Raw genomic sequence first — 16516 nt, 5'->3', positions numbered from 1 at the left:
AGCGTGTCAACCCGTGCGGCAGACAAACAGTGCGCAGTTATCGTGGGTTCGGCACCACCACGTTCGGGCCATGCCCGGTCAGGCGGGGGCGGCGAGACGGATGTGCTGTAGTCGTTCGAGTCGAGCAGCGGAATCGGTACCGGGTCGCGGGTTGTACAGCACGAGATGCCAGCAGGGATGGTCGGCGACCAGCAGGGTCGTCGCGTCGAAGAACAACTCCCCGGCCTCGGGGTGGCGCAGCGCGTTCACGGCCTGGATCGGGACGCCGACCTCGTGGCGCGCCCACAGCTCCGCGAATTCGGCGCTTACCGTACTGAGATCCTCTACCACTCTGCGGAACTCGGAGTGTTCGGCGCAGTGCGCCGTATCGGCGCGATAGGCGGCCACGACCGCGGGAGCAGCCGCCGCCCAAATATCGCGCATGGTGCGGTATCGGGGATTGGTGAAGAACGTGACCAAGCAGTTGTGCGCGGTGTCGTCGAAGCCGAACACCGCGCGCGCAGTGTCGTTGAATGCCAGTACATTCCAGTACCGGTCGCGCAACAGCGCAGGTCGTCGCTCCCACCCATCCAGCAGTTGCCGTACTTCGGGAGTTACCTCCACAGCAGGCGCCCCACCGGCGGGCGGTGGGTTGAGACCGGCCAGCAGGTACAGGTGCACCCGCTCCGGCGCACTCAACAGCAGGGCCCCGGCGATCGCATCGAGCACCTCGGCGGAGACCGTGATGTCGCGCCCCTGCTCGAGCCAGGTGTACCAGGACACCCCGACCCCGGCCAGCGCGGCGACCTCTTCGCGCCGCAGCCCAGGAGTGCGCCGCCGACCCGTCGTGACGATACCGACGTCACCCGGTGCGAGCCCCTCCCGACGAGAGCGCAGAAAATCACGGAGCTGCTCGCGGCGCCCCTGCGCGGATTCGCTGGTCATGATTCACGGTAACAACGACGACACACGTCCCACTCCCAGGCGTTGAGGTACTGCACATCCGGGTATAACAGGCGCTTCAGCAGCACCAGCAGATAGGGGTTGTGTCGCAGTTCCGGATGATGGCGGTGGAGCATGCTGAACGCGCCGTCGACCATTCGATCGACCGAGTCGGCCAACGCCGTCGCGGAGATGAGTGCCTGTCCGGCATGGACATTGGAGCGGACACGGACCAGGTCGCCGTCCCGCTCGAGTCGGTAGGTGAGTGCTTCGACGCTCATCATCACCTCCACCCGGTCCTGCGTTCTCAGAGCCTTCGGCGCGGCGGCCCAGGCCAGTGCGAAATCGAGAACTGGCAGGTAATGGCGCGAGAAGTCGACACCGCCGATCTCCAGGGTGACGTCTACGTAGAACCGGCTGAAGATGAACTCGTCCTCGCCGAGGTCATCCCAGTCGCGCGATTCACCGTGCTCATCGAAGAACAACGACGGAGCCCAGTCCGCGGACCACGATTCGTCGTCCGCGTGCGGTGTGTACCGGACGAGCGCTTTCACTGGGCAGGGGTGAAGAAATGCTGTTCGCGATGCCGCAGGTAATCCAGATACTTGCTCGGCTCCTGGCCGCGAAGCAGACGCAGCAGGAAGCTAGTCGCCGTACCCGGGTGGAATTCCCAGTCGCAGCCGCGGGCCTGTTCGACCAGTATCTGCCACGAGTCGGGGTCGACGTCGGGCTCGGCAAGCCAGTAGAGATACAGACCCAGGCTCGAGTAGGCCCACAGGACGGGCCGAACGCCGGGTTCGTCGAACACCGTGGGTTTGGTGCGGAATTCGGGAAGACTGTGGGTTTCGTCTTCCCAGATGCTCTCCAGTCCGCGCATGCGCTCCTCGTGGATCAGAACCTGATCGTAGTCTTCATCGGTCGCGTACGGCTGCAGCAAGACCGTGTCATTGCCGATCATCCCCGGACCGAAGGCGTCGACCAACTCCCGGAAATCGCCGGGGACACACGCACCGAGAGCCTGGCTGACGGCTTCCCAATCGGTCCGCGCCCCGTGGTACATCGGGACTCCCAGGATGTCGCGGATATCGTCGAGGTCGCTCATTCGTTTCCTTCACTGTGATTGCCGAGCCAGCGCGAGTGCCGGCGCGAGAGCGAGTCGCGTTCGGCGGTGGTAGATAGCAGAACATCTGTGCCGCCATCGTAGGGATGGTGAATTCGCTCCAACGACAGGTCAGCGATCACGACCGCGGAGCAGGTCATCGACAGCGCGGCGCCGCCACGGGATCTGGCTGACGAAAAGGTATGTGTAGGGAACGAATTCGGCGTCGGTCTTGGTTGGATCATCGCAAACCGAGGTTCAATAGTCGGCGCCGGGATGCCACCGAGCGTGGTCCTGGGGCAGGCCATGGAACCGCACCCAGCGATCGCGATAAGCGTGATTCAGTTCATCAGCAAACGTTGGACACCGCGGCCGACGTCTTTGCCGGAGCTCCAACAGCTCGTCACGACGCATCCGGTCACACTATCCGCGGGTCAATTGCGCCGACCACCGTCGTTCCGAGGCCCTCAACAGTAACCTGCTCAACGGCGCCCGAATCTCCATGGCTTCGGCCTTGTCGCAGAAGGTGAACGTGCGGTTGGCATCGTCACCCCATCGCTGGCCAGCTCGCAGGACCTGGGGATCGAGTCGTCGGGTCCTGCGAGGCAATCAACCATTTGCTAGGCGGGACCGCACACCTTCCACGCGCCGCCTTCTTTGATCAACCGATGCTTGGTGGTGGTGGTGTCTTCGCCGGCTTGCGACACCGTGACATCGAAGGTGGCCTCGTCGCCCTTGACCTCGACCGCGCCCAGGGTGGCTTGCACCGCTTGGGGAACGGTGGCCGATTCCTCGGGAGAGTCGGTGGACGGCTCCTCGTCCGGGACGCCGGCCTCCGCTGCACAGAGCAGGTCGGGCCGCGACTCGCCGCCCTTGATCGCCTCGACGTACTCCCGCGCCACCGTTGCGGGATCGACGCTTCCAGGATTCGCCGCGGCCGTCGACGAGCACACAACGGCCACGAGTGCTGTGGCCGCGATGCCGACAGCGGTAAAACGCACAAAATTTCGATCAGACATAATTCCCCTTCAACTCGATTGTCAGAATGCCGGAGACGTCAGTCCATGTACAGCCGCCATGGATAACTGCTCATCGGGACATATACGCATGTGTACTTGCTGTACACGGACGACCCTTCGTTGTTGAGGATGGTCTCTCCGCGGGCCTCGCACAGACCTTTTGTCTTATGCTTGCTGTTGTAGACCCAGGCGGCGTTAGCCGGTCCAGCGGCGATCAACGAGCCGGTAAGGCTCAACAGTACGGCAGCAGTTGTGCCCCAGACAATTCGTCGCATCAGATCCTTCTCCACATCGGGTTACATGCAACCCCATCGCAGCAGCGGAAAATAACAGGTACATAACAGCGGCGGCCACCGCCCGAATTGGCCCAAATCTTTTACACTCCATTGAGATCGGGAACTGACCGATCGCGCCCACACCGCTTTCAGGAAATCCGGCGCTGCCTGTGGATGATGAGCTCCGCCTGACCGCGCCCCGATAACGGGGACCACCCGGTCCTCGAGTCCGGGTTGTATTCGACCCGGTTTCAGTTGATGTCGCAGGCCACGGGATGGTGGGTGCGGTTGAGGCACTCAGCACGCAAACTGCGGTTGAACGGCTCGATGAACCCGTTGTTCCACGGCGTCCCGGGTGGAAGGTAGACAATGCCGGCTCGATCAGCGCAAAACTGGTGCAGCGAAGCAGAAATCATCTCCGTCCCGTTGTCCACGCGCAGCACCTTCGGCGGGCCGCCGCGAGCGGCGAACACCTGCTCCAGCTCGGCCATCAGCTTCTCGGCGGTGATCGACCGCTCCACCAGGTGCAGCAGCGACTCGCGGGCGTGCTCGTCGAGCATCGACCGCGATCTTCACCGCTGGTGTTTCGTCGCGTAGGAACGCAGCCAGGCCCGCAAACCGGCATCCGGAATCGAGCACCTCGGCCGAGACCGTGATGTCGCGCCCCTGCTCGAGCCAGGTGTACCCCCGTAGGGAATCCTGGACAGTCATTGGTGGTGGCGCGTTCCCACTGCGGGCCCTGATAGCCAGCCGTCCCCCTGCCGCAGCTGAGACAACCCCGGATCCCGTCTGATCATCGCCATATCGCCCGGCTTTGGAATCCGACCAGCGCGGCACCTGCTGGTTTGATATCACTGCAAGCAAGGTGGCGGTTTGCTTCCGGCCCTACATCGACGCCGTCACGGTGACACCCCCGTCACCACCGGACTGCCGCGCCTACCATCGGAGCGGCTCTACCTGGAGCCCTGAACCCTCGGATCGTGTTCCTCAACACGGCCACGGCGGTGACCGAGACGCATCAGATAACGGTGGTCCGGTAACCGCATCAGGGGATGGCAAGCCGTACCGGGCCATTCGCCGACGCGGGATCCAGGTGGAGGAGGGCCTGGTCTTCGACGACTGCTGGCCGACATCGGTGAGGAACTCGGATACGGCGCGCCGGTGAGACCTTCGCACGGCACTTTGTGGAGCGGATCACCAAGGCCCGTTCCGAGTGGTGCCTCGCCAAACCCCTTGGTAGGTTTCGGCTTATTCGCGCAGCGTCGCGCATCACCTCCAGCCTTCGACTCGCGAAACCTTCCTTCGATCCACAGTTTGTGCGCCTCTTCCGTCATGGAAGCAGGCGGGAATCGTCGTACCCACGCAGCCGATTTCGCGGTCGTTCTCGATGGCGAAGTCGGTGGCGGCACCGATGGAGCTTTCATGACACGCACCATCGCGCCGGCTTTGGAACACGCGCGAGATATGCCCGACGCCGGACGCTGATCGGCGCCTGGCCCCCGCGACGACACCACCCACCCCTCACGCTGCCCGCCCTGCTCGACGCAGGCGTGGCTGTCCTGTCCCATCAAGCCTTGGAGAACCGGTGGTAATTGCGCTACCTCACCAGCCCGCGGAACTCGACGCGGTCATCTTCGACTACAACGGCGTCATCGGCCTGCAGCCCACTGTTCCTATGTGGGGCAGGCTCGCCGAACTCGCCGGATGGCACGCAGACCAGCTCGGGCTCTTCCAGAATGCTTTTTGGAGCGCCCGCGAACCCTACGATTCCGGCGAGTTCGACGACGCGGACTTCTGGACCGCCGTGCTCGGCCATCGCCCGGACCCGGAATTGCTCAGCCGGTTGCGTGCCGTCGACACCGCACTGTGGACCCGGACCGACGACCGCGTCGTCGCACTTCTCCGCCATGCCCGGCGGGCAGATCTCCCGATGGTGCTGCTCTCCAACGCACCCCATCCGGTCAGCGATACCCTCGACGCCTCCGACTGGCGCCCTCTGATGACCGACGCCCTCTACTCGGCCCGGCTCGGCATGAACAAACCCCACCCCGACACCTACCGAAGCGCACTCGCCGCGACCGGAGTTCGCGATCCCGGCCGCGTCCTGTTCGTCGACGACCGCGCCGACAACTGCCAAGCCGCCGCTCACCTCGGTCTGCGCGCTCTCCACTACACCGGCTCACCCGCCGATATCGAGGATCACCTCCGCCTCACGACCATCGCCGCGTAGATCCCCGCGAGTCACCACAGGATTCCCGCGGTCGGCGCAACACCGCTGCCGGTCGGTGGCGGACACGAGCCTTCCAGACGCTCGGCTGGGGTATCCCAGCCGAGCGTTTCGTATGGGCGCCCCTTTGGGCCGCCATGACCGAACGCCCCATCCAGGAACAAGGCTTTATCGACTGGAAGAACGCGACTAGGCGGGCCCGAGATAGGGAACCCGCGGCACGACATCCCTACTAGGCGAGCCCGACATCGAGTTCGGCGCGGACGGGACCGGCCAGTTCAGTTTCATCGCGGTCCACGGTCAGCTGGACTGCCGACCGACTCGGCAGGATGGCCGGCCCGGTGTCGCGTTCACCTGGAGGCCTCGACGAAGGCGACAAAGTCAGCGGACGCGGCTGGGCGGTTCTCATCGACGACCAGACGATCCGGGGACACCTGTTCTTCCACCTCGGCGACGACTCGTCATTTCGGGCAGAACGTTTCGCCTGCGCCAACTGAGTGGATGGATAGTGAGCGAATGCCAATACTACGAATTCCTGGCGGTCGACCGGCCACTCGACAATAACTGGACCATTCCGAGATAACGATATCCATGTTGCAGCCGTGCTACATGGCCAGAGGCCATGTGCACACAGTCGCTGCACCACGATCCCGAGAAGTTCTTTTGACCACGAAACGAAGGGAACCTCCGCGCCGGTTCAAGCTTGCCGAAACGCACTGCCGCGCAAGCCAACAGAGGCGAACGGCAACGACCACCGGCATTCGGGTCATGAACTCCACCCAGCACTCATCGCCACCGGAAACGGCGACGAAGGCACCCACGACCCGGACCCTGAGTTCAGTTCGGGTCGGAGCCATGGCAATGGACCCTGGCCGCGGCCGGGCGGATCAGGAGTCGGCACCGTCGCCGTTGAAATATCAAAGGCGTGTAAAACGCGATTGGCGAACTAGATTCCGAGGCAAGTCCGCTCTACCATCAGACGGTAGCCAGCACATAGCGGAACGTTGACCGAGCTTGCGAATGTGCCAATTACGCGAATGTGCAATGGGAATGGGAATGATGATGAACACGAGCACCAAGGCGGTCGGCTCCATCGCTGCCGCTCTGCTGATCGGCACCGGACTGAGCGTCGCGACTGCCGCGCCCGCGAATGCAGCCGGGACCTGTACCTACTCTTACACATCCACTGACGGCCGGGGCGGGACCGTCAGCGTTCCTGGTCCCAACACCTGCTCGATGCGTGAGGGCGACTCAGGTGATGCCGTCAGGGCGCTCCAGGGCACATTGTGGAAGTGCTATGGCCAGAATATTGCTCGCGACGGCAATTTCGGTCCCAAAACGAAATCCGCCTTGATCCACGCACAGCGGGAGGCCGGCGCCGGTGCCGACGGTATCTTCGGGCCCGAAACCAGGAGCAAGCTGAAATGGGCCTACTTCCATGGAACCGATGTCTCTTGCCACCGTTACGGCCACTGATACTGATCGTCCGCGGTACGCGGTAGGCCAGCCAACGCTGTGCGGCCGCGGCCGAATCGGTTCCTGCGGATGAGCCCCACAGAGATGTGCCAGCATCGCGGGGTGCCGTCGATGTCCGTGGGGACACGTAAATCGCGCAGCCGCTTGACTGGCCATCGAGTATCGCGCAAAGATATGGACAAGTGACGCCCTGTCCTCACGCCGAGAGACCACCCACTGAGCCACCACCTTTCCCGGGTGATCAAACGAGTTCCGCGTTTGCTGCCGACGCCAACGGTCAGATGCCGTCGGTCACCGCCGACCGCAGGGAATCGCGGAGCAGTTCGACCTCGAGTGTGGCAGGTTTACACGCGGCGAAGGACTGCGGCAGACTGTGGATATGTCCAGTCGAAGCAATACCCGTTCAGCTCAGCGAGTTCAGACCGTATGAGGTCGTCGGCTCGCTGAGTTGAACTGCGTGGGCCCGAACACGGGACACTCCGGCTGCCGATCGAGCTGGCCTGGAGCGGCCGCCGAGAATTCGACCTGGACGACGACTACGACCGCGCAGCCGTATACAAAATCGTGCTGGACGAGGGCACCGCGAAGAATCTGCGGGAACTGGTGAACGGTCGCCTGTTGGTGATGATCTGGCCGCAGATGCGGCTGGCACGGCCGGTGCGCGCACTGTCGGAGCGGATGTTTCCGCAGCTTCGAGCTGCTGCCTGATGGATCCGCGGCAGCACGAACTGGCTCGGAGCGCATTGCCGACAGTTGGCCGCCGAGGCTTCGTCCTCGGTGGCGGACACGCGGTAGTGCTGCAGGATGTCGATCACGACCTACGCCCTGCACCACACAACGGTTCACGCCGTCGTGGCCGAGCCATACACGGTGTCGCTGGTGATCCGTGGCCCGGCGGTCAAGGACAAGTTCCTGGTAATGGACCGCAAAACGGGCGAGGCGTGGTGGCAGTACGGCGCGACGCAGGAATCGGCGGAAGATGCGCTCCGCAAGCGGATGACGCCCGCCAGGCTGCAAGAGCTCATCGGCCGCCTGGACGAGTGGCAGTTGTTCTAGCTGGCGACGGACTGCGGGCGTGAGGCGATGACCTCCCGCAACTCGTCCAAGCTCGGCAGCGAGGCACTCTGGTGTCGTGCGCCCCGCAGTGCCCCGCTGGCCGATCCAAGCAGCATGCCACGATGCATCGGCCATCCCGACCGCAGGCCGTAGAGCAGCCCCGCCGAGAAAGCCGCCCCTGCACAATGGGTGTGCCGAACTTCCACCGGGAAGCTGGGCGCGGACACCGTTTCCGATCTGCTGACGGCGACCGCGCCGAATACTCCAGCCGTCACGACCACCCAGGCCACGCCGGTCCGAACCAGCAACGATCTCGCTGCTTCCGGCGCCGCGGCGTGGGCGGCATCATCGACGTTGGTTTGGATCACCAGCTGCGAGCACCCACGGATGGCGGACGCCATCGCCTGCGAGAGTTCGCAGCCGCCCAGGTTGAGCAGCATCGGCACCTCGGCCGCGCGGCCCGCCTCGATCACCCGCAGCGCTGCCCGCTCTATGAGCTGGTAGCAGTCCAGGTAGAGAAGCGATGCACTGGCGATCGGCGACAAGTCGGCGCGCTCCAGGCTGCCAACCACGCATGGCAGATGTGCAAACCAGGTACGGGTGTGATCGTCGTCGGCTGCCACGACGATCCATGGCGTGACGACCTCCGAACGGATCGCAAAGGTTCGCCCGACGCCGCCCTCCTCCAGCCATCGGCGAACGTGCTGGCCTTGCTCGTCGTCGCCGATGTCATTGGCGATGAGCAACGAGGGCGCTCTCAGGGATGCGAGCGCCACCGCTGTTATCGGTCCGTCGGCCGCCACCGACCACTCGATACTTCGGATTTCCGCCCCGTGGTTCGCTGCCGGAAATCGGGGCAGGTTCCACAGCTCCGCCAGCGCCAAGTAGCTGACGCACACCACCGGGCCGGACTGGAGCGTCATAGCTCTACCAGCCGTAGACCGAGAACGGCGTGCCCTCGGCGATGTGCTTCATCGCGGCCCGGCAGTAGCCGATCATGCGCTCGGGCGGAGTATCGAGCGCGAACCAGTCGAGCGCGCTGCACTTCTCGGGCTCACAGTTCTCGGGCTCGCCCTGGCAACCGCCGGTATAGAACCGTTCGGCCACCCGGACCAGGCTCGACCCTGGGACCGCCCAACCACAAGACGTTTGTCCAAGCGGACGGCATGCTGGCCGAGTTCATGTGTCAGGTGCAGTTGCTTGATCTCACCGCGGAACGGGCCAGGGAGCTGCTGTATATCCACCGCCATCACCATCCGGACGAATGCATCGTGCATTTGGAGGCGGCGTACCTGCTGTTGATCGAAGAGGTGACTGAGCGATGCCGCCCGGGAAGCAACTCCAGGACCGGCTCGAGGAGCTGGACACCAAGGAAGCGAACCTGGTCGAACTGGCCGAGGACGGCGCGATGCCGAAAGCACGATCAAGACCCGCCTGACCGAGATCCAACGCACGCGGGAGAAGGTGGCGAACGAGCTGGGCCAAGTGGCCGAGAATCTCAACGCCAGTGTGGAGTACATCACCGGGTGCTTGGAGCTTCTGCGTGATCCGCACAGGATGTACATGGGGCCAGCGATAAGGTCCGGCGCAGGCTGAACCAGGCGATCTTCAGGCGAATCTACGTGTTCGACGAGGAGATCACTGGGCACGAGCCACAGCTGGCGTTGGCAGAGTTACACGCCGTCCAAGCCGGAGTTGCAGCCGTGCAGCGAGGAGAAAACCCGAGCAAAGCTACGATGCTGGCACGGAGTCTCCTTCAGCGGCATCTGCCAGAAACAGACCTCGCCACCCGAAAGGGTGGCGAGTCGCTGAGGTTGATTGAAGCCCTGACCTGCGGTTTTCTTTAGGGCAGGGTTTTAATACGGACCATATGGTGGAGCTAAGGGGAATCGAACCCCTGACCTTCTCGATGCGAACGAGACGCGCTACCAACTGCGCTATAGCCCCGTGCGGCTCCGGGGAACCGCGCTGTGACACTGTATCAGGCCATGCCACTGGACTCCGAATCGGTGCGCTGACCTGCGCTTATGTCGGGGCCTACGCGCCCTCCGCGCGGCGGGCGTCGCCGGTGGTGCGGCTGCGGAGGGCGCGGGCGGTGGCGGGGTCGAAGGGGTCGAGGTGGTCGAACAGGGGGTCTTCGTCGTCGAGGTCTACGAGTGCGGAGCGGCGGCGGAGGGCGCGGGCGGTGTCGCGGTCCATGGCGCCTTGCGGGGTGCCGGCTCGGCGCGCGCGTGGGTTGGCTCCGCCGTGGCCGCGGTTGAGACGGGCGGCGCGCTTGCGGCGGATCTCCTCCTCCATCCGCACTTGCTTGCGCAGGTAGCCCAGGTATGTCACGAGCACCACGAAGGAGAGCCCGGTGCCCCACCACAGCATGGGTGTGAAGACGAACGCGAGCGCGCCGCAGAGGATGGCGGTGAGCACCAGGCCGAGCACGGCGCGCTGCCGGAAGGTGTAGCGGGCGGCGCGGGCGATGGCGTCGGCCTCGGGGTCGAAGCCGCCGCGGCCACGGCGACTGGGGACGAATTCCCATTCGTCCGAATCGGTTTCGTCGTCCTCGGGATAGGCCACGCGGGCGGGCGCGGTGGAGCGCGCAGGCGGGATTCTGGCCGCGGCCGGTTCTGGGTGGTGTGCGCCCACGCCGTCATCATCGGTCGCCGCGTCGATCTTCGCAGCGACTTCGGCCGCTTCCTCGTCGTCTTCCGGCGCGGCGGTCATGTCGTCGGCGTCGGTCGCGTCGTCGGCGTCGACGACGGCCGCCTCGATCTCCTCCGGTCCGGCGTCAGCGATGTCGGATCCCGCGGCGTCGAAAGGCACGGGCACGTTGTCCTCGTCGGTCTCGGTGACGGGCTCGTCGGCCGGTGTCGTCATCCGGTCCTCCGCATCATCGCTGTGGGGATACTCTCTCGGTACGCGGCGTCCAGCGTGTCGTCCACGGGGCCGCCAGTTCGGGTCGGTTTCATGCCCGGCTGCCGGGCCTTTTCTGAGACGTCGTTTGCCTCCGCCGCGGTGCAGGACCCGGGTCGCCAGGGCGGCGTCGGTGGTCCGGCGGATTCTCGGGTGGCGGTCGGCGAGCATCGGGAACAGGACGAAGACCCAGAGCACGACAAGACCGATCCACAGGATCGAATTCGGCATCGCGTCAGCACCTCCGTCCCTGCCTGGATTTGTCCGGCTCGGCCCGCGGGCGGCGCGTGATACGCCGCGCTCGTCCGGCTCCCCGTCCGACGCAAGCGCGTCGACGCCGGACGCCCGCAGGCTCCCTGCCGATGACGCAAGACGCACCATCGACGTCCGTAGGCTAATTCCGGGTAGCACCAAGTTCCGTCAGGCGCGCCGTGCACATCCGCCACACCTGTCACATTTCCACCAATGCCACCGTCTTCGGTGGCCCGCGCTACAGCAGGGTGACGCGCCCCTCTCGCACCAGCCGGTCCAGAACCGTCCCGACCACCTCCTCGATGGTCATGCCGACCAGTAGGTGATCGCGCCAAGCGCCGTCCACGTCGAGGTAGCGCCGTAGCAGCCCCTCCTCCCGGAAGCCGACGTTGCGGAGCACCGCCTGACTGGCCAGATTCTCCGGTCGCACGGTGGCCTCGACGCGGTGCAGGCCCACCGGCCCGAAGCAGTGGTCGAGCCCGAGCGCCAACGCAGCGGTCGCGACGCCCTGCCCGCTGAGATCCTTGGCCACCCAGTAACCGATCCAGGCCGAGCGCAGCGCGCCGCGCACGATATTGCCAACGGTCAGCTGCCCGCTGAACGCGCCGTCGACTTCGATCACCAGGGGGATCATCGCGCCGCGGCGTGCCTCGGCCTTGAGGCTCGACCACAGCGACGGCCAGCTGGACGCGTGATTGCGCGCCTCCCACGACCCGCGGCCGGTGGGCTCCCACGGCTCGAGATGCTCCCGGTCCCGCAACCGAATCCGGCTCCAGGTCGCCGCGTCACGCAGCCGCACCGGACGCAGCGTCACCTGTCCCGCGGCCACCCGGACCGGGCCGAGTCGCGCGGGCCAGCCCGGATGCTGCGTGACCCGGAAAACGTTCATCGCGTCCACGTCTCAGCCGCGCTGTGCCAGAAAGGCGACCTGCACCTCGTCACCGGTGCGGATCTCGGTGTCGTCCGGGTCGATCACGATCAGGCTGTTCGCCTCGGCGAGCGTGGCGAGCAGGTGGGAGGACGAGTTCGCGCTGCCCAGTGGCTGCACCAGGTATTCGCCGGTCGACTCGTCCCGCATGAGTTGCGCGCGTAGATATCCCTTGCGTCCGGCCATGGAGCTGATCGGCATGATCGTGCGCGCGCGGATGATCCGGCGCATGGGATGCCTGCGCCCCAACGCGATTCGGATCAGCGGCCGCACCATCACCTCGAACACCACCAGCGCGCCGACCGGGTTGGACGGCAGCAGGAAGGTCGGCACCTCGTCGCGGCCCAGCTTGCCGAAGCCCTGCACGGAACCGGGATGCATGGCCACCCGAGTGATTTCGAGCTCGCCGAGCCCCTCGAGCGTCTCCCGGATCTGCTCGGAGGCCCAGCCGCCGACCGCGCCCGCGATGACCACGACTTCGGAGCGCACCAGCTGCCCCTCGACCACGTCACGCAACCGGCGCGGATCCGAACTCACGATGCCGACCCGGTTCACGTCCGCGCCCGCGTCCCGGGCGGCGGCGGCCAGCGCGTAGGAGTTCACGTCGTAGACCTGGCCGGGGCCGGGCGTCCGGTCGATGTCGATCAGTTCCCCGCCCACCGAGATCACCGATAACCGGGGTCGCGGGTGCACCAGCACCTTGTCCTGTCCGACCGCGGCGAGCAGACCGACTTGCGGTGCGCCGATGATGGTTCCCGCCCGCACCGCGACATCGCCCGGCTGGACGTCGTCGCCGACACGCCGGACGTAATCCCCGGAGCGCACCGGCTCGTACACCTTGATCCTGGCCCTGCCCCCGTCGGTGAAATCCAACGGGAGAACGGCATCGGCCAGTGTCGGCATCGGCGCACCGGTATCGACCCGGACGGTCTGGCGCGGCTGCAACCGGATCGGCTGACGCGATCCGGCGACCACCTCACCGACCACGGGTAGGGTCAGGTCGACGAGATTGCCCTCCTCGTCGCGGATGTCGGCACCCGCGGAGGCGACATCGACGCTGCGCACCGCGTAGCCGTCGATCGCGGCCTGATCGAAGCCGGGCAACGGACGCTCGGTGACGACGTCCTCGGCGCACAGCAGGCCCTGAGCCTCGGAAATCGCGACCCGGACCGGCCGAGGCGCGACCGCTGCGGCGGTCACCTTGATCTGCTGATCCTCAACCGAGCGCATCCAGCCCTTCCTGATCCTCTCCGCACTCCATCCGATTCCGCCTGCGCCGGCGCGCGGGATCGCACCGCGGCGCAAGCGCGTTCGCGCGCACCGCGGTGAACCACCATTCGTACCCGACGGTCCACTCTCGGCGAAACCCCGGACGGGCCCGTCAGTCGTCGGTAGTCAGCTGCGGATCCCAGTCCGGACCGAGGCGGTGCTGCAGCCACTCCCGCAGGGCGGGGCCGTATTCCTCTCGTTCCAGTGCGAAATCGACCGCAGCACGAAGATAACCGCCCGGGTTGCCCAAATCGTGGCGCGACCCACGGTGCACCACCACATGAACCGGATGTCCTTCGGCGATCAGCAGCGCGATGGCGTCGGTGAGTTGCAGTTCGCCGCCGGCGCCGGGCTCGATGCGGCGCAGCGCGTCGAAGATGGCGCGGTCCAGCAGGTACCGGCCCGCGGCGGCAAACGTCGAGGGCGCGTCGGCGAGCGCGGGCTTCTCCACCATGCCCTTGACGCGCAGCACGTTCGGGTTCACGGCATCCGGCACCGGCGCAACATCGAACACGCCGTAGGCGCTGACCTCGTCCTTCGGCACGTCGATGGCGCACAGCACCGTCCCACCGCGCTTGCGGCGCACCCGGCTCATCACGTCGAGCACACCGCAGGGCAGCACGAGGTCGTCGGGCAGCAGCACCGCGATCGCGTCCTCGTCGGCGTCGAGGGCCTGCTCCGCCTGGGCGACCGCGTGGCCGAGCCCGAGCGGCTCTTCCTGCACCACCGAGGTGACGTCGAGCAGCGCAGGCGCCTTGCGCACCTTCTCCAGCAACTTGTACTTGCCGCGCTCGGCGAGCGTGCTCTCCAGCACCAGGTCCTCGACGAAGTGGGCGACGACGCCGTCCTTGCCCGGCGACGTGACGATCACCAGGCGCTCGGCGCCGGAGTCGGCCGCCTCGCTGGCGACCAGCTCGATGCCGGGGGTGTCCACCACCGGAAGGAGCTCCTTGGGCACCGTCTTGGTCGCGGGCAGGAACCGTGTTCCCAGCCCGGCCGCGGGCACCACGGCCGTGCGGAAGCACGACACCACCGCGGTGTCACCGGGCTGTCCGGCCTTTGCTGTCATGCGCATACCCTATCCATCCATCACGCCGCCGGAGCGGCGTCGAGCCGACCCGGTACCGGGGTGAGCCTATGGTGATCACTGTGAAGATGCCCGCCGAGCGCGATAAACATGCATGGCGCATCGAACTGGCAGCCCGGCGAGCTGTGATGAGTGCCACTGACCGGGAGAACGAGGCGCTCGCCTTGACCGTCGCGGTCGGCGCGCTGGGTGCGCGGGAGTGGGTCTGCGCGTATGTGCCGGTCGATCCGGAGCCGGGCTCGACGGCCATGCTGGACGCGCTTGTGACCGGTGGCGCGCGGGTGCTGCTGCCGGTCACCGGGCCGCCCGGGCCGCTGAGCTGGGCCGAGTACACCGGAGCGGATGCCATGCGCCGCGCCTGCTACGGGCTCCTGGAGCCGATCGGCACGGTACTGCCTCCAGCCGCGGTGGCCAGGGCCGAAGTGATCCTGGTCCCCGCGCTCGCGGTGGACCGCCGCGGCGTCCGGCTCGGCCGCGGAGCCGGCTACTACGACCGCACCCTGCCCGCCGCGCGCCCGGACGCGCGGCTGATCGCGGTGGTACGGGACGACGAACTGGTCGAGCGGCTGCCCGAGGAGCCGCACGATCTGCGGATGGGCTGGGCTCTGACACCCCGCGGCGGCCTGCGACGACTCGGCGATAGCGCCGGGGAATGAAATGCCGATTGGCGATGTTGGCACTGTCGGCTGTAGAGTGCCAGATTGACGAATACCCGCGGAGGATCCTGTGCCAACTTACTCGTACGCGTGCACCCAGTGTGACAACCGCTTCGACATCGTTCAGTCCTTCACCGACGAAGCTCTGAGCGTCTGCTCGGAGTGCTCGGGAAAGCTGCGCAAGCTGTTCAACTCGGTCGGCATCGTCTTCAAGGGCAGCGGCTTCTACCGCACCGACAGCCGCGGCAGCGCGTCCACCGCGAGCGAGCCCGCCAAGGGCGACAGCGGTTCGAGTTCATCCTCCGACTCGAGCGCGTCCAGCGGGTCCACCGCGGCTACCAGCACGGCCGTCGCCAGCTGATTCGACGTTTTCCACAGCCTCGTCGCCATCCACAGCCCCCGGTGAGACGGGACGGCTGAGTGTGAGTTCGGCCATAGGATCCGGCCATGACTCGCGCACTCGCCGACCTCGGCCGGGGCGGCTGGAATCCCTCCGGGTGGCAGCGCCCACCCTGGGCCGATGCCGTCCTCGCCCGACGACTGCTCGCCGCCGTCCTCGCCGTACTCGCGGCCGTCCTCTCGCTGCGTGGTGACCCCGATACCGAGACCACGACGGTCGTGATCGCGGCCCGGGAGCTGGCGCCCGGACGACTCCTCGAGCCGGGTGACCTGCGCTCGGCGCCACGCGAAGCGGGCACACTGCCCGCGGGCGCGGTCGCCGATCCCGCCGCTCTCGTCGGCGCGACGCTGACCGGCGCGATGCGTCAGGGCGAAGTCTTCACCGACCTGCGCGTCATCGGTCCACGGTTGGCCGCGGCGGCCACCGGAGCGCGCGATGCCAGGATCGTTCCCATCCGTCTCGCCGACACCGCCGTCGCGGACATCCTGCGTGCGGGCGATCGCGTCGACGTGATCGGTGCCGAAGACTCGAACGGACCGGCTACCCGGCCGGCCCGCACCCTGGCCACCGACGCCGCCGTCATCCTGGTGTCGAGGCCGGCCGACGAAAGGGGCGCCGCCGAACGCGTGGTCTTGGTCGCGATGGACGCCGACCACGCCACCACCGTGGCCGGGGCTTCACTGCGCACGGCGCTCACCGTCGTCTTCCATTGACTTGTCATCCCCGCGGGAATATCTCGCCATCTGAACAGCGCGGGTGGGAGGCACGAGATATGACCTCATCTGTGCCGCACAGCGGAACGGGCCCGTCGTAACGACGGACCCGTTCACGTTTGCGCGGTGGGTGTTCGGGCTCAGCCGAGGCTGAAGGGCTGGCCCCACAGCGTCACCCAGGTGATGACGTTGTCGGTCTCGACCTCGACGCTGACGAAAGCACGCGCCTGCGCA

General features: G+C 66.4%; 19 protein-coding genes, 1 tRNA gene and 1 pseudogene. 7 read left to right on the top strand and 14 right to left on the bottom strand.

Features of this window, described 5'->3' with window-relative positions; genetic code table 11:
• Positions 1-78: 78 nt before the first annotated feature.
• The 5 genes from AB0M45_RS14905 to AB0M45_RS14885 form a co-directional block, all read right to left on the bottom strand.
• Positions 79-924: a helix-turn-helix transcriptional regulator gene (locus tag AB0M45_RS14905; RefSeq protein WP_364328057.1), complete on the bottom strand. Its 846-nt coding sequence runs from the start codon at positions 922-924 to the stop codon at positions 79-81.
• Entirely contained in the window at positions 921-1475 is a 555-nt protein-coding gene (locus tag AB0M45_RS14900) for a hypothetical protein (protein ID WP_364328053.1), read from the bottom strand. Before AB0M45_RS14900 ends, AB0M45_RS14905 begins: the two co-directional genes overlap by 4 nt.
• A complete protein-coding gene (locus tag AB0M45_RS14895; RefSeq protein ID WP_364328051.1) occupies positions 1472-2023 on the bottom strand; it encodes a hypothetical protein in 552 nt (183 codons plus the stop codon). Before AB0M45_RS14895 ends, AB0M45_RS14900 begins: the two co-directional genes overlap by 4 nt.
• Before the next feature lie 617 nt (positions 2024-2640).
• Positions 2641-3021 (bottom strand): hypothetical protein, encoded by a 381-nt coding sequence (locus AB0M45_RS14890; RefSeq protein WP_364328049.1) that lies wholly within the window; start codon positions 3019-3021, stop codon positions 2641-2643.
• A gap of 544 nt (positions 3022-3565) precedes the next feature.
• On the bottom strand, positions 3566-3874 hold the full coding sequence (locus tag AB0M45_RS14885) for a DDE-type integrase/transposase/recombinase (protein ID WP_364328047.1): 309 nt from the start codon (positions 3872-3874) through the stop codon (positions 3566-3568).
• 1025 nt (positions 3875-4899) lie between these two features.
• Here AB0M45_RS14885 and AB0M45_RS14880 point away from each other — a divergent pair.
• The 3 genes and pseudogenes from AB0M45_RS14880 to AB0M45_RS14870 form a co-directional block, all read left to right on the top strand.
• A complete protein-coding gene (locus AB0M45_RS14880) occupies positions 4900-5544 on the top strand; it encodes an HAD family phosphatase (protein WP_364328045.1) in 645 nt (214 codons plus the stop codon).
• A 338-nt stretch (positions 5545-5882) separates the two neighbouring features.
• Entirely contained in the window at positions 5883-6038 is a 156-nt protein-coding gene (locus AB0M45_RS14875) for a hypothetical protein (RefSeq protein ID WP_364328043.1), read from the top strand.
• A 523-nt stretch (positions 6039-6561) separates the two neighbouring features.
• A pseudogene (locus AB0M45_RS14870) lies at positions 6562-6951 on the top strand (peptidoglycan-binding domain-containing protein); the annotation flags it as partial.
• Between the two features lie 602 nt (positions 6952-7553).
• Here the strand turns inward: AB0M45_RS14870 and AB0M45_RS14865 are convergent.
• Positions 7554-7832: a hypothetical protein gene (locus AB0M45_RS14865; RefSeq protein WP_364328041.1), complete on the bottom strand. Its 279-nt coding sequence runs from the start codon at positions 7830-7832 to the stop codon at positions 7554-7556.
• Here AB0M45_RS14865 and AB0M45_RS14860 point away from each other — a divergent pair.
• Complete coding sequence (locus AB0M45_RS14860) at positions 7822-8073, top strand: hypothetical protein (RefSeq protein WP_364328038.1); 252 nt, start codon at positions 7822-7824, stop codon at positions 8071-8073. The two genes, AB0M45_RS14865 and AB0M45_RS14860, sit on opposite strands and share 11 nt — an antisense overlap.
• Here the strand turns inward: AB0M45_RS14860 and AB0M45_RS14855 are convergent.
• The 7 genes from AB0M45_RS14855 to AB0M45_RS14825 form a co-directional block, all read right to left on the bottom strand.
• On the bottom strand, positions 8070-8996 hold the full coding sequence (locus AB0M45_RS14855; RefSeq protein WP_364328035.1) for a carbohydrate kinase family protein: 927 nt from the start codon (positions 8994-8996) through the stop codon (positions 8070-8072). The two genes, AB0M45_RS14860 and AB0M45_RS14855, sit on opposite strands and share 4 nt — an antisense overlap.
• Positions 8997-9000: 4 nt before the next feature.
• Positions 9001-9180, bottom strand: a complete 180-nt coding sequence (locus tag AB0M45_RS14850; protein ID WP_364328032.1) for a hypothetical protein — start codon at positions 9178-9180, stop codon at positions 9001-9003.
• 764 nt (positions 9181-9944) lie between these two features.
• A tRNA-Ala gene (locus AB0M45_RS14845) sits at positions 9945-10020 on the bottom strand.
• A gap of 90 nt (positions 10021-10110) precedes the next feature.
• Positions 10111-11208, bottom strand: a complete 1098-nt coding sequence (glpR, locus tag AB0M45_RS14840) for a gephyrin-like molybdotransferase receptor GlpR (RefSeq protein WP_364328029.1) — start codon at positions 11206-11208, stop codon at positions 10111-10113.
• Positions 11209-11467: 259 nt separating this feature from the next.
• Positions 11468-12118: a GNAT family protein gene (locus tag AB0M45_RS14835; RefSeq protein WP_364328026.1), complete on the bottom strand. Its 651-nt coding sequence runs from the start codon at positions 12116-12118 to the stop codon at positions 11468-11470.
• Positions 12119-12130: 12 nt separating this feature from the next.
• Positions 12131-13387, bottom strand: coding sequence for a gephyrin-like molybdotransferase Glp (gene glp, locus AB0M45_RS14830; RefSeq protein ID WP_364328023.1), 1257 nt, complete (start codon positions 13385-13387; stop codon positions 12131-12133).
• Positions 13388-13538: 151 nt separating this feature from the next.
• Complete coding sequence (locus AB0M45_RS14825; RefSeq protein ID WP_067476722.1) at positions 13539-14495, bottom strand: UTP--glucose-1-phosphate uridylyltransferase; 957 nt, start codon at positions 14493-14495, stop codon at positions 13539-13541.
• A gap of 68 nt (positions 14496-14563) precedes the next feature.
• Here AB0M45_RS14825 and AB0M45_RS14820 point away from each other — a divergent pair, with 68 nt between their 5' ends.
• The 3 genes from AB0M45_RS14820 (at position 14564) to AB0M45_RS14810 (ending at position 16282) form a co-directional block, all read left to right on the top strand.
• On the top strand, positions 14564-15169 hold the full coding sequence (locus AB0M45_RS14820; RefSeq protein WP_364328020.1) for a 5-formyltetrahydrofolate cyclo-ligase: 606 nt from the start codon (positions 14564-14566) through the stop codon (positions 15167-15169).
• A gap of 70 nt (positions 15170-15239) precedes the next feature.
• Positions 15240-15530, top strand: coding sequence for an FmdB family zinc ribbon protein (locus tag AB0M45_RS14815; RefSeq protein ID WP_364328017.1), 291 nt, complete (start codon positions 15240-15242; stop codon positions 15528-15530).
• Positions 15531-15616: 86 nt separating this feature from the next.
• A complete protein-coding gene (locus tag AB0M45_RS14810; protein ID WP_364328014.1) occupies positions 15617-16282 on the top strand; it encodes an SAF domain-containing protein in 666 nt (221 codons plus the stop codon).
• Between the two features lie 140 nt (positions 16283-16422).
• Here AB0M45_RS14810 and AB0M45_RS14805 read toward each other — a convergent pair.
• On the bottom strand, positions 16423-16516 hold a 94-nt coding region (locus AB0M45_RS14805), incomplete at its 5' end, for an MspA family porin (RefSeq protein WP_357881820.1).

The organism is Nocardia sp. NPDC051787 (genome assembly GCF_040681325.1).
Classification (GTDB): Bacteria; Actinomycetota; Actinomycetes; order Mycobacteriales; family Mycobacteriaceae; genus Nocardia.
This window is presented reverse-complemented; position numbering and strand designations above follow the sequence as displayed.

Excerpts from the sequence above, each read along its gene's own strand:
- AB0M45_RS14905 (WP_364328057.1), bottom strand. The coding sequence starts at position 924 with ATGACCAGCGAATCCGCGCAGGGGCGCCGCGAGCAGCTCCGTGATTTT.
- AB0M45_RS14895 (WP_364328051.1), bottom strand. The coding sequence starts at position 2,023 with ATGAGCGACCTCGACGATATCCGCGACATCCTGGGAGTCCCGATGTAC.
- AB0M45_RS14885 (WP_364328047.1), bottom strand. The coding sequence starts at position 3,874 with ATGCTCGACGAGCACGCCCGCGAGTCGCTGCTGCACCTGGTGGAGCGG.
- AB0M45_RS14860 (WP_364328038.1), top strand. The coding sequence starts at position 7,822 with ATGTCGATCACGACCTACGCCCTGCACCACACAACGGTTCACGCCGTC.
- AB0M45_RS14855 (WP_364328035.1), bottom strand. The coding sequence starts at position 8,996 with ATGACGCTCCAGTCCGGCCCGGTGGTGTGCGTCAGCTACTTGGCGCTG.
- glpR (WP_364328029.1), bottom strand. The coding sequence starts at position 11,208 with ATGCCGAATTCGATCCTGTGGATCGGTCTTGTCGTGCTCTGGGTCTTC.
- AB0M45_RS14835 (WP_364328026.1), bottom strand. The coding sequence starts at position 12,118 with ATGAACGTTTTCCGGGTCACGCAGCATCCGGGCTGGCCCGCGCGACTC.
- glp (WP_364328023.1), bottom strand. The coding sequence starts at position 13,387 with ATGCGCTCGGTTGAGGATCAGCAGATCAAGGTGACCGCCGCAGCGGTC.
- AB0M45_RS14825 (WP_067476722.1), bottom strand. The coding sequence starts at position 14,495 with ATGACAGCAAAGGCCGGACAGCCCGGTGACACCGCGGTGGTGTCGTGC.
- AB0M45_RS14820 (WP_364328020.1), top strand. The coding sequence starts at position 14,564 with ATGGTGATCACTGTGAAGATGCCCGCCGAGCGCGATAAACATGCATGG.
- AB0M45_RS14810 (WP_364328014.1), top strand. The coding sequence starts at position 15,617 with ATGACTCGCGCACTCGCCGACCTCGGCCGGGGCGGCTGGAATCCCTCC.